The sequence below is a fragment of the Sunxiuqinia dokdonensis genome (assembly GCF_001270965.1).
Taxonomy (GTDB): Bacteria; Bacteroidota; Bacteroidia; order Bacteroidales; family Prolixibacteraceae; genus Sunxiuqinia; species Sunxiuqinia dokdonensis.
In genome coordinates this window covers 1-11,363 of sequence record NZ_LGIA01000028.1, presented here as the reverse complement: position 1 = coordinate 11,363, position 11,363 = coordinate 1, and the positions used below count along the sequence as shown (strand labels likewise).

Here is an 11,363-nt window from a genome sequence, read left to right as displayed (position 1 = left end):
ATTGGCTTCGTCCTTTTTGTGCTTACAGGCATCACCCTGTCCATTGTTCAGGGTGCCAGTCCTGCCGACTTTATTCATGGAATCCCGCAATATGAAATGCGAGGCTTCCTGCTTGGATCGGCCATTGGCCTGCTTACCGGCAGCGTTATTTTCTTTGTCTCGCAGCTGTTTGCCGCCATCAAAAAAGTGCAAAAGCTGAATGAAGAAAAGTTGCAGTACCAATATCAAACCCTAAAAAACCAAGTGAATCCACACTTTCTTTTCAATAGTTTGAATACCCTTTCGTCGCTGGTTTACACTGATCCCAAGCTGGCCGATGAGTTTATTCAGAAACTGGCTTCGAGCTATCGCTATTTGTTGGACAACAATCCGAAAGACACGGTTCCACTGGCCGATGAACTGAAATTTGTGAAACAATATTTTTACTTGCACCAGCTTCGGGGAAAGGAGAGGTTTCGGCTTGAAATAGATGAAACGCTTCCGGAGCATTCCTCCATTTTGCCGGTTTCGTTACAGCTGTTGGTGGAGAATGCGCTAAAGCACAATGCCGCGACCAAGGAAAGTCCGCTGGTTATTCAAATTAAGTTGGAAGATGCCCATTACATCAGTGTTGAAAATAACAAGCAAAACATCCAATCGCTTGAAGACTCACCACAAACCGGATTGAGCAACCTGGCGAAGCGGGTGCGGCAGGTTTGTGGCGAAGACGTGGTGATCCAGGAATCTTTTGAGCATTACAAAGTCATGATTCCCCTGATTCAGAAAAAATAGAAGAGCAACTAAAAGAATAGCGCATGAAAGTAGTGATTATTGAAGATGAAGAGCCTGCAGCCCAAAAGCTTAAGAAACTTTTATCTGAGCTAAGCGAACCGGTTGAAGTGCTTGACTGCCTTGAATCTGTGAGCCAGGCAGCCGAATGGTTTTCAACACACCAGCATCCGGATTTGATCTTTATGGACATCCGGCTGGCCGATGGTTTAAGCTTCGAAATTTTCGATTTGGTTTCGATTAAATCGCCAGTCATTTTCACAACTGCCTACAACGAATACGCACTGAAAGCCTTCAAAGTAAATAGCATTGATTATTTGCTAAAACCCGTTGATGCCGATGAGCTCCGCCGGGCCATCGACAAATATAAAGTCATATTTTCGGCGTCCACTTTTCCGGAAGTGAGTATGCAGTTGGGCATGCAGAAACTTCTGGCTCAATTTTCCAACTCCTACAAATCAAGGTTTTTTATCAAAGTTGGGCAGCATTATCAATCCATTTCGGTTCAGGAAATCGAGAGTTTTTTCGTTCAGGAGAAAAGTACTTTTTTGATGCACGCAGAAGGAAAAATGCTGGATATTGACTACTCGCTGGATCAGTTGAGCGACATGCTTGATCCGGCGCTTTTCTTTCGTGTAAACAGGAGCTATTTGCTGAATATTAACTGGATAAAAGATGTGGTGATCTATTCGGGAAGCCGGCTAAAGGTGAAACCAGCCAGCGGAAAGTACAACGAGCCGATTTTAGTTAGCCGCGATAAAGTATCCTTGTTTAAAAAATGGATGGATCGTTAATAAAAAAAGGCCCCGATTTGGGACCTTTTTTTTTCGTGTCTTTATGCAGCAATCGTTGAAAGAACATCATTTAAAATTTCGGGGTACATATCCCCAAAATTCTCATCACACCATTCACGCAGCTCATTGAGATCATCCGGGCTCTCAGCCCACTTAGCACATTTGATCAGCTCTTTGCGGAATAAATCCCGGCTAAAGCTAACCTTTGGTAAAATTACTTTTGCATACTCAATCATAGCACAGAACGTTTAATTAATTACTTCCATTAAGATAACACAACCGTTTGGATTTTGGTATGTCGGGAAATACGGATTAACATGATTTAACATCATGGAAAATTTTTTTGAGCTTCAATGTATTGTTATACAGGTGGCTGCATCCTTTCGTTGACAAACTTGTTTTAAAACATTTTCAAGCCCGATTGCATTACAAATTAACAGCATCAGAATTAAACGGGGTTTACAATTCGATTAACGAAACGTGAAATTCGTTCTTCCAGGCTAATTTCCTGCTCCAGGGCTTTGACAAAGGCACTGCCAATAATGGCGCCTGACGCGTATTTGCAGGCATTGGCAAAGGTTTCGTGATTTGAAATTCCGAAACCAATCAAGCGGGGATTTTTCAGCTCCAGCTGGTTGACCCGTTCAAAATATTCCTGGTGAAAATCCGACACTTTGTCTTTGGCACCGGTTGTTGAGGAACTGGACACCATGTAGATAAAACCGTTGGATGCCTCGTCAATTTGCCGGATCCGGGCCTCGGAAGTCTGCGGAGTAATTAACAAAACATTGTGCAAGCCGTACTGTTCAAATAAGGCCTGATATTCTTCCTCGTAAACTGACAGTGGCAGATCGGGCAAGATCAGTCCGTCAATTCCTACTTCCTTGCATTTTTTGCAAAATTCTTCCACCCCAAACTGAATGACTGGATTGAGGTAGCCCATCAAAATGAGTGGTATTTTTACTGATTGGCGGATTGATGTCAGCTGCTGAAAAAGCTTTTTGATACTCATCCCGTTTTTTAGGGCAACCGTGCTGCTGTTTTGAATTACAGGCCCATCAGCTACCGGGTCCGAAAAAGGCATCCCAATCTCAATCAGGTCCACGCCATTTTTCTCCAGGGTTTGAATAATGGTTGCCGTATCGTCCAAATTGGGATATCCAGCGGTGAAATAAACCGAAAGGATGTTGTCTTTCTTGCTTTGAAAAAGTTGGTTGATTCTATTTTGTGTGCTCATCTGCTTATTTTTTACCGCGAAGTCGCGGAGAATTATTAGTCGATTTTAAAAGCTGTCACGTTTGGGAGCCCGCCTCTTCCCTTTTGGGAAAAGGTTGGCGAGGGATCTTAATAGCCAAAATAATTCAAATAGGTTTCCATGTCTTTGTCACCACGCCCCGAGAGGTTCACCACCGTCACCTCATCCGGTTGAAGCTTGATTTTTTTCAATGCAGCTAAGGCATGGGCCGATTCCAGGGCCGGAATAATGCCTTCCAGCTGGGTCAGTTCCAAAGCCGATTCCAGCACTTCTTCATCGGTTGCCCACAGATACCTGGCCCGCTTGGTTTGAAACAGGTGCGCATGCAGTGGGCCAATTCCCGGGTAATCCAATCCGGCCGAAATGGAATAAGGTTCCACGATCTGGCCATCTTCGGTTTGCATCAGCATGGATTTGGCACTGTGCAACACGCCTACTTTGCCAAGCGTTAAGGTGGCAGCTGTTTCTTTGGTTTCCACGCCTTTTCCGGCCGCTTCAACGCCAATCAGTTCCACCGATTCATTCTCCAGGAAATGATAAAAAGCGCCGGCCGCATTACTTCCGCCGCCCACGCAGGCAATGACGCGGGTTGGAAATTCGCGTCCAATGTGCTCGTCCAGCTGCATTTTGATTTCTTCGCTGATCACCGCCTGAAATTGGGTCACCATATCGGGATACGGATGCGGCCCAACCACCGACCCAATGATGTAGTGCGTATCTTCCGGGTTGTTAATCCAGTCACGCATCGCCTCGTTGGTGGCATCTTTCAGCGTTTGGTTACCCGAAACCGCCGGAATTACCTCGGCGCCCAGCATCTTCATCTTCTTTACATTGGGAGCCTGACGTTCCACATCCAGTGCTCCCATGTAAACAATGCATTTCATGCCCATCAGTGCGCAAACTGTAGCCGTGGCCACACCATGCTGACCAGCGCCTGTTTCGGCAATGATCCGCTTTTTATTCAACGATTTAGCCAGCAAAATTTGCCCAATCGTATTGTTGATTTTGTGCGAGCCCGTGTGGTTCAAATCTTCGCGTTTCAAATAAATATTCGAACCATATTTTTCAGACAAGCGCTTGGCGAAATACAGCGGTGATGGCCGTCCAACGTAGTGTTTCAGCAGGTGAATAAAATCCTGCCGGAAATTATACGAGTTGATAATTTCCATGTATCGTTGCTGTAGTTCTTCAATATTGGGATGCATCATTTCGGGAATGTATGCTCCCCCAAATTCGCCGTAATAACCTTTTTTATTGACTTGATAGTTCATATCGTAAGATTTTTAGATTCCAGATTCATGATACTAGATCGCTGATTTTCTGATTTGACTGATAAATTTGTTAACTTTTTCTATGTCTTTTTCAGCCGGATTGATTTCAAACCCACTGTTGATATCCAATGCATACAATTGCTTGTGGTTGAATACCGAAAGCGCTTCCACATCAGCAGGCTTAATTCCGCCACTTAAAAAGAAAGGGACTGGTAATTGATAGTTTTGCAACAGGTTCCAGTTGAATTTCTGGCCAGTGCCGCCGGGTAATTTGCCTTTGGTATCAAACAAGAAATAATCCACTGCGCCAACATAGTTTTCAAGTTGTCGAAAATCGAAATGTTCATCCACCGAAAAAGCTTTAACAACCTGCAAGCCGCCTTCTTTTAAAGCCAGGCAATATTCCGGACTTTCACACCCGTGCAACTGGGCTACTTCAAGGCCAAAGTTAGCGCAAATGGTCCGGACTTTTTCCAAGTTTTCGTTGACAAAAACCCCTACTTTTTGTGTAGATCCGGAAACCAGGCTAAAAATCTCCGGGTTGGGCGTTTCGCCGACAAATCGCTTCGACTTTGGGTAGAAAATATATCCCAAATAGTCGGGCGACGCGAGCATGACCTCCCGAATATTTTCGGGCCCGCGCATGCCACAAACTTTTATTTTCAGTGTTTTCATTTTCACTTTTTTATTGATCGGATGACTTCAAGTCATCCGATCAATCTCTTTTTATAACTGTTTGATAAAATCAGCGCAGGCCTGGCCTGGCGATGCTGTTTTCATAAAATTTTCGCCCATCAAAAAGCCTTTAAAGCCGGCCTTGCGCAGGTAGTGAATATGGTCTGCCGAAGATAATCCGCTTTCGGAAATCTTGAATACGCCGGCTGGTAAAAGCTTGCTCAGGCGAACCGATGTTTCCAAATCGACCTCAAAGGTTTTCAGGTTCCGGTTGTTCACGCCTACCAAATCGACCAGCGGATTCAGCTTTTCAATTTCCTCTTCGGTATGCACTTCAACCAAAACTTCCAATCCAAGCGCTTTGGCGGTTTCCGAAAGGTGCAACATTTCGTCTTTGCTGAGGCTGGCCGCGATCAGTAAAATCAGGTCGGCGCCATGTGCTTTGGCTTCGTATACCTGGTAGGGGTCGAGCATAAAATCTTTTCGAAGGACCGGTGTTTTCGGGTTGGCCATCCGGGCTTTGGCCAGGTTTTCGAACGATCCTCCAAAGTATTGTTCATCCGTTAAAACCGACAAGCCGGAAACTCCCGCCGCTACGTAGCCAGACGTTACTTCAGTCACTTCTGCTTGGTCATTAATCACCCCTTTTGACGGTGATTTAGTTTTGAACTCGGCAATAATCCCCGAAGCTCCATCAGCTTTTAATGCCGCTTTTAGCGAATTGACTGAACGCTTGAAAAAAGGTGACAGCTTGAGTTCTTCCACACTGATTTTCGCTTTGGCCTGCTCTACCTCGCGGCGCTTGTTTGCGTTTATTTCATCTAAAATAGTCATTCGATTTCCGACTTATTGGTTGAATAATTTTTTAAACACAGCCTGCGCTTTTTTGCTTTTCAGCGAATCACTGGCTTCGGCCACGCAGTCGGCCAACGATTTGGCGCGAAACATGCACTTAATTCCCAGCGCTGCGTTGGCAATTACTACATTTTGCTGAGCCTCGGTTCCATTTCCTTCCAGAATATTGACGAAGATTTTGGCGGCGTCCACAACCGAATGTCCACCCGAAAGTTCTTCCGGCTGTAGTTTTTCAAAACCAAAATCAGCCGGTGCCAGGTTATCTTCGGTTTCATCAGAAACATAACGCGTTTCCGCGGTCAGCGAAACTTCATCGTAACCGTCGAGGCTGTGTACAATCATGTATTGCTGGTCGCCATCGCGCATCGCCTGGTCATAAAGATCCATAATCTCAAGGTCGGACACGCCAATCAGCTGATTTTTGGGCGATGATGGGTTCATGATTGGTCCCATGATGTTGAATATGGTTCTTACTTTCAGGGCCTTGCGCACGGGTCCAACATACTTCATGGCCGGGTGAAAAAGTGGCGCATGAAAAAAAGTGAGGCCTGTTTCTTCCACTTCGCGACGCAGTTTACCGGTATCGTTGCTAAATTGATAGCCAAAATATTCAAACATGTTGGATGAGCCGCTCACGGAGCTCAGTCCGTAGTTCCCGTGTTTGGTTACCTTATATCCGGCTCCCGCCAGCACAAAGCAACTCAGGGTTGAAATATTAAAGGTGTTTTTTCCATCGCCGCCGGTTCCAACCACATCAATGGTGTTGTAGTCTGAAAAATCAACAGGAATACAGAGGTTTAACATGGCTTGCCTAAATCCGGCCATTTCTTCACCTTTAATTTTCCGCATTCTGAAAACCGTTAACAAAGCTGCAATTTCGGCCTCCGAAAACTGTCCTTCGCCAACACGGGTCAATAAATCCTGTGCCTGTGCTTTGCTCAGGCTGTTTCCTTCAAATAAATAGTCTAATGTATCTTTCATTTCATTTAGTTTCGAGTTTCAAGTTTGCGAGTTAGGTGCCGGAGCTTCTGCATTGGCAGGACTGGGAAGTTCTCTTAACCAGTTCGCGATCATTTTCTCACCTTCCGGAGTTAATACGGATTCGGGGTGAAACTGCACACCGCGTAAATCGTACTCCTTGTGCTTCATCGACATGATCATGCCCTTGCCATCTCTGCTGGTCACTTCAAAGCAAGCCGGAAGTCCATCTTGTTCCACAATCCAGCTGTGATAACGGCCAGCTTCAAATTGTTCCGAAACATTTTCAAATAAAACGGGATCAGGTGCCAGTTGTTTAACTTCCGTGGCAATCCCGTGAAGCACGCGGTTCATGTTGGTCAGTTTGGCTCCAAAAGCTTCGCCAATGGCCTGATGCCCGAGGCAAACACCCAGCATGCTTTTTCGCGGAGCAAACTCGCGGATAATATCGAGCAACAGGCCGGCTTCCACGGGAATTCCCGGGCCCGGCGACAGCACGATCTTATCGTATTTTTCCAGGTCTTTCAGTTCCAGCTCATCGTTGCGGATCACGTCAACCGGCTGGCCGGAAAGCTTTTTAATGGCATGCACCAAATTGTAGGTGAATGAATCGTAATTATCAATGACTACTATTTTCATTGGGTCTGGAATTAAATTTCTTTTGCAATTTCAATGGCTTTTTTCAGGGCAGCCAGCTTATTATTCACTTCCTGCAGTTCGTTTTCTTCTTTCGAGTCGGCTACAATGCCAGCGCCTGCCTGATAATATAGGGTTTTCCCTTTGCTCAGAAATGAGCGGATCATAATGGCATGGTTCAAACTGTTGTCGAAGCCCATAAAGCCGATGGCTCCTCCGTAATAGCTGCGGCGCTGATTTTCGTAGCGGTCAATCAGTTGCAAAGCCATGTGTTTGGGGGCGCCCGACAAAGTTCCGGCCGGAAACGAATCGCCCAAAACAGTGACCATGTTGGCATTTTCAGGCAGCTTGCCCGACACTTCGGAAACCAGGTGAATGACATGCGAAAAGTACTGCACTTCGCGGTAGCTGTCTACCGTCACATCTTCGGCATTGCGGCTCAGGTCGTTTCGCGCCAGATCCACCAGCATGACGTGTTCCGCATTTTCCTTGGGATCGGCGCACAGCTGCTCCGCCAGAATCCGGTCCTGCTCGTCGTTGCCCGACCGCCGGAATGTGCCGGCAATGGGATTGATAATGGCTCGCCCCTTTTTGATGCGCAACTCCGCTTCGGGGCTGGATCCAAAAATCCGAAAATCGCCATAGTCGAAGAAAAACAAGTAAGGCGATGGATTAACAGACCGCAAGGCGCGGTAAACGTTAAATTCATCGCCTTTGTACTTTTGGGCAAACTGGCGCGACAAGACAATCTGGAACACATCGCCCCGATAACAATGCTCCTTGCCTTTGGTCACCATCTGCCGGTACTCTTCATCGGTGATGTTGGATGATTCTTCGCCTTCCAAATCGAATTTGGTGTCGGGAAACGACAGGTTTTTGAGCAACGACTCGATTTGCGCCATTTCTGCCGTTTCGCCTTCGGCCAGGTTTTCAATCAGCGAAATCATGTCTTTCGAATGATCAATGGCCAAAATGTACTTGTAAAAACAATACTTCACTTCCGGCACCGAATAGGCTTCCTTCCGTTCGGCGGTAATATTGATTTTTTCGAAATACTTAATGGAATCGAAACTGAGGTAGCCAAACAGTCCATTGGCCGGGGTGTTGTCCACAGCACCGCTCAAGTTGAAGGACTTAAAAAATGCATCCAGCTCCACCGCAACGGTTTTGTGGTCGTTCACTTCTTTGCTCATCACCTGTTTGCCCAGGTAGTCGATGGTAATCAGGCCCTGATCGGCTGTGAAGCACGCCATGGGTTTGATACAAATGAAGGAGTACGCGTTTTCATTTCCATGATAATCGGAACTTTCCAACAAAATGGAATTTGGGAATAATTCCCGGAATTTCAGATAAACACTGACCGGCGTTAGCGTGTCGGCCAGGATTTTCTTCATATTCACCTGCACATTAATTGGATTCATTTTATTTCATTTTTTAAATTTCGACATAAAAAAAGCGGCTTACCGTGTACCGATAAGCCGCTTTTTTTGATCATGACTGGCATGTAAGCTACTCCTCTCCACGGAAATGTGAAAAGTTATTGCGCCACCACCAGTTTGTTAACATGATCTGATTCATTTGTATAATCTTTAAAATACCAATATGGCTATTACCTTCTTGTTTGAAGAAGACCCCACCACGGAAGCCATATTGTATTTATGCTTTAATCTTGTTTGAACTTTGAGAGTGTAAAAAAATGAATTATTATCCGAATTGCCAAATTTTGATGACAGTCCGATAGAAAAAAATCCATTTTTTAACAGATTTCTAATTGACGGTTTGAATTTCGCCACCAACCGTTGGCAGTGGCGGAATGGTGTTATTTCCAAAATGAATATCCATCTGTGGAAATGGAATCGTAATTCCGGCTTCATCCAAGGCCTCTTTTCCTTGCTCGTACACATCGAAATAAACTGTCCAATAGTCTTCGGGCAAAGCATGCGGGCGAACGGCTAAATTGACCGAGCTGCTGGCCAATGAACTCACGCCAACAAATGGGGCCGGATCGGTCATCACTTTCGGATGTGATGTTAAGACGGCCAACAAAACCTCTTTGGCTTTTTTTATGTCCGATGCATAGGAAATTCCGAAGGTCAGGTCAACGCGTATTTTCCCTTCGGTGGTGTAGTTGGTGATATCTCCGTTTGAAATGGCTCCATTCGGAATAATGATCGTTTTGCTTTCGGGCGACAGCAAGATTGTCACGACAATATGAATCTCTTTAACGACACCCAAATGTCCCTGTGTTTGAATCAGATCGCCCACTTTGTAGGGTTTGAAAATCAGAATCATCACGCCGCCGGCAAAGTTGGCCAGGGTGCCCTGCAGCGCAAATCCAATGGCCAGACCGGCAGCTCCAATGATTGCAATGAACGAGGTTGTTTGAATGCCAATCATGCCTGCCACACTAATTAGCAGCAGCACTTTTAGTCCAACATTCGTCAAGCTTGAAACAAAGCCAACCAATGAAACATTGACATTTCGGTGTTCCATCAGCTGTCGGGTCGCACGGGTAAAGCGGTTGATAATCCACAAACCAATGATCAATACAAGGATTGCCAAAACAATCTTAGGCCCGTAGGTTAAAATAAGCTCATAGGCTTTTTCAACCAGGTTTTGATAATTTTCCATTTTGATTTGAATTTAGTTTTAAAGTAGATTTTCAATACAAGTTAGGCTATTGCCCAAAACCTTTCGCTACGAAATGCAAGAAAAATACTTTTTAATCGTGCTGACCTTCAGAATCTTTTAATTTGACGGATGAAACTTTCTTCCTAAATTAGCTTTCAACTCTAAATCGATAAACAAATGAAGATGAAACTAAACCGACGGTCCTTTATCCAACAGTCAGCAGTTGTGACTTCTGGTGTGTTGCTTAGCTCTTTCCCCGCAAGCCTGACCAGCTGCAAAAAAGAAGAATTATTCAAAATCTCGCTGGCCGAATGGTCGGTGAACAACCAGATTTTTGGCAAGGCGCGTGAGGCCGGCTGGGAGAAGTTCAATGATATGTTGCACAACGACTTCGCCAGCATTGAAAAAAGTGCCACCATGAAAAACATCGAGTTTCCGGCTTATGCCAGAAGGTTAGGCATTGATGCGGTTGAATATGTGAACACGTGCTTTTTCGACAAAGCCCAAAACCAGGCCTACCTCATCGATCTGAACAAAGCTTGTGATGATGCGGGTGTGAAATCGCTGCTTATCATGTGCGACGCTGAAGGGATGGTTGGCGCTCCTACACGGGAAGAACGCCTGCAAACGTTGGAGAATCACAAAAAATGGATTGACGCAGCAGCATTTTTGGGATGCCACTCCGTGCGGGTCAACGCCGGAAGCCAAGGCTCCTACGAAGAACAGAAAAAGCTGGCTGCCGATGGGCTGCATCTGCTTTGTGAATACGGCGAGCTGGCCAACATCAACATCCTGGTTGAAAACCACGGTGGTTATTCAAGCGATGGCAGCTGGCTGGCCGATGTGATGAACATGACCGACCACCCAAGAATAGGAACGCTACCCGATTTTGCCAACTTTAGAGTGAGTTATGATCCCGAAATATGGTACGACCGCTACCAGGGCGTTGAAGAGCTGATGCCTTTTGCCAAGGCGGTGAGCGCCAAATCAATCCGTTTTGATGAAGAAGGCAACGAAGCCGAAACCGACTACGAACGGATGATCGGGATTGTGTTGGATGCCGGCTACCGGGGGTATATTGGTATTGAATACGAAGGAAGCGAACTCTCCGAGGAAGAAGGGATTATTGCAACCAAGCGGCTTTTGGAAAAAGTCCGTGCCAATTATCAAAAATCCTAGCGTGTCCGACGAAACAAATTCCCTCTTGAGTTCGTATCAGAACTTGCTTTGCAATCACAATATTTCTTTTTCTTATACTTTTCAGGGGTTGATTGGTTGAGTGATTGTAAAGGTGTAAAGGTAATTTTAGTTGTTTGTTTAGAGAAAGAGCGGTGAACCAAGTTCGCCGCTCTTTCTGTTTATTGGTTGGCAATATCGATACTGACTGGCAACGGATTGCCAGACAATGTTTTCAGGTTGGTGACTTCATACAAAAGTTTCAGGCGATCCATCGTTTTCACTTCATCCGACGTTCCCGTCAAATCAATAAAAACCGTGCGA

General features: G+C 45.5%; 12 protein-coding genes. 3 read left to right on the top strand and 9 right to left on the bottom strand.

From position 1 onward, the window contains the following. Together NC99_RS03505 and NC99_RS03500 are read left to right on the top strand one after the other, a co-directional pair. On the top strand, positions 1–771 hold a 771-nt coding region (locus tag NC99_RS03505), incomplete at its 5' end, for a sensor histidine kinase (protein ID WP_193391991.1). Positions 772–794: 23 nt separating this feature from the next. Next, a complete protein-coding gene (locus tag NC99_RS03500; protein ID WP_053179918.1) occupies positions 795–1,562 on the top strand; it encodes a LytR/AlgR family response regulator transcription factor in 768 nt (255 codons plus the stop codon). 41 nt (positions 1,563–1,603) lie between these two features. On the opposite strand, the gene NC99_RS03495 is transcribed toward NC99_RS03500, so the two are convergent. From NC99_RS03495 to NC99_RS03455, 9 genes are all read right to left on the bottom strand, one after another. Beyond that, positions 1,604–1,798 carry a hypothetical protein gene (locus NC99_RS03495; protein WP_053179916.1) on the bottom strand — a complete coding sequence of 65 codons (195 nt, stop codon included), beginning with the start codon at positions 1,796–1,798 and terminating at the stop codon, positions 1,604–1,606. A gap of 212 nt (positions 1,799–2,010) precedes the next feature. Continuing rightward, positions 2,011–2,799, bottom strand: a complete 789-nt coding sequence (trpA, locus tag NC99_RS03490) for a tryptophan synthase subunit alpha (protein WP_053179914.1) — start codon at positions 2,797–2,799, stop codon at positions 2,011–2,013. A 107-nt stretch (positions 2,800–2,906) separates the two neighbouring features. Further along, positions 2,907–4,088, bottom strand: coding sequence for a tryptophan synthase subunit beta (trpB, locus tag NC99_RS03485; protein ID WP_053179911.1), 1,182 nt, complete (start codon positions 4,086–4,088; stop codon positions 2,907–2,909). A gap of 33 nt (positions 4,089–4,121) precedes the next feature. Further along, positions 4,122–4,763 (bottom strand): phosphoribosylanthranilate isomerase, encoded by a 642-nt coding sequence (locus NC99_RS03480; protein ID WP_053179909.1) that lies wholly within the window; start codon positions 4,761–4,763, stop codon positions 4,122–4,124. A 51-nt stretch (positions 4,764–4,814) separates the two neighbouring features. Continuing rightward, a complete protein-coding gene (trpC, locus tag NC99_RS03475; RefSeq protein WP_053179907.1) occupies positions 4,815–5,597 on the bottom strand; it encodes an indole-3-glycerol phosphate synthase TrpC in 783 nt (260 codons plus the stop codon). A gap of 12 nt (positions 5,598–5,609) precedes the next feature. Further along, positions 5,610–6,599, bottom strand: coding sequence for an anthranilate phosphoribosyltransferase (trpD, locus tag NC99_RS03470; RefSeq protein ID WP_053179905.1), 990 nt, complete (start codon positions 6,597–6,599; stop codon positions 5,610–5,612). 18 nt (positions 6,600–6,617) lie between these two features. Then, the gene (locus NC99_RS03465; RefSeq protein ID WP_053179903.1) at positions 6,618–7,235 is read right to left on the bottom strand and encodes an anthranilate synthase component II; all 618 of its coding nucleotides are present in this window, start codon (positions 7,233–7,235) and stop codon (positions 6,618–6,620) included. A gap of 11 nt (positions 7,236–7,246) precedes the next feature. Beyond that, positions 7,247–8,653 carry an anthranilate synthase component I family protein gene (locus NC99_RS03460; protein ID WP_053179902.1) on the bottom strand — a complete coding sequence of 469 codons (1,407 nt, stop codon included), beginning with the start codon at positions 8,651–8,653 and terminating at the stop codon, positions 7,247–7,249. 346 nt (positions 8,654–8,999) lie between these two features. Beyond that, positions 9,000–9,863, bottom strand: coding sequence for a mechanosensitive ion channel family protein (locus tag NC99_RS03455; RefSeq protein WP_082326285.1), 864 nt, complete (start codon positions 9,861–9,863; stop codon positions 9,000–9,002). A 177-nt stretch (positions 9,864–10,040) separates the two neighbouring features. Between NC99_RS03455 and NC99_RS03450 the strand changes: the two genes are divergently transcribed. After that, a complete protein-coding gene (locus NC99_RS03450) occupies positions 10,041–11,042 on the top strand; it encodes a sugar phosphate isomerase/epimerase family protein (protein WP_053179900.1) in 1,002 nt (333 codons plus the stop codon). Positions 11,043–11,363: the final 321 nt, after the last annotated feature.

Excerpts from the sequence above, each read along its gene's own strand:
- trpA (WP_053179914.1), bottom strand. The coding sequence starts at position 2,799 with ATGAGCACACAAAATAGAATCAACCAACTTTTTCAAAGCAAGAAAGAC.
- trpB (WP_053179911.1), bottom strand. The coding sequence starts at position 4,088 with ATGAACTATCAAGTCAATAAAAAAGGTTATTACGGCGAATTTGGGGGA.
- NC99_RS03465 (WP_053179903.1), bottom strand. The coding sequence starts at position 7,235 with ATGAAAATAGTAGTCATTGATAATTACGATTCATTCACCTACAATTTG.
- NC99_RS03450 (WP_053179900.1), top strand. The coding sequence starts at position 10,041 with ATGAAGATGAAACTAAACCGACGGTCCTTTATCCAACAGTCAGCAGTT.
- trpC (WP_053179907.1), bottom strand. The coding sequence starts at position 5,597 with ATGACTATTTTAGATGAAATAAACGCAAACAAGCGCCGCGAGGTAGAG.
- NC99_RS03495 (WP_053179916.1), bottom strand. The coding sequence starts at position 1,798 with ATGATTGAGTATGCAAAAGTAATTTTACCAAAGGTTAGCTTTAGCCGG.
- trpD (WP_053179905.1), bottom strand. The coding sequence starts at position 6,599 with ATGAAAGATACATTAGACTATTTATTTGAAGGAAACAGCCTGAGCAAA.
- NC99_RS03500 (WP_053179918.1), top strand. The coding sequence starts at position 795 with ATGAAAGTAGTGATTATTGAAGATGAAGAGCCTGCAGCCCAAAAGCTT.
- NC99_RS03455 (WP_082326285.1), bottom strand. The coding sequence starts at position 9,863 with ATGGAAAATTATCAAAACCTGGTTGAAAAAGCCTATGAGCTTATTTTA.
- NC99_RS03480 (WP_053179909.1), bottom strand. The coding sequence starts at position 4,763 with ATGAAAACACTGAAAATAAAAGTTTGTGGCATGCGCGGGCCCGAAAAT.
- NC99_RS03460 (WP_053179902.1), bottom strand. The coding sequence starts at position 8,653 with ATGAATCCAATTAATGTGCAGGTGAATATGAAGAAAATCCTGGCCGAC.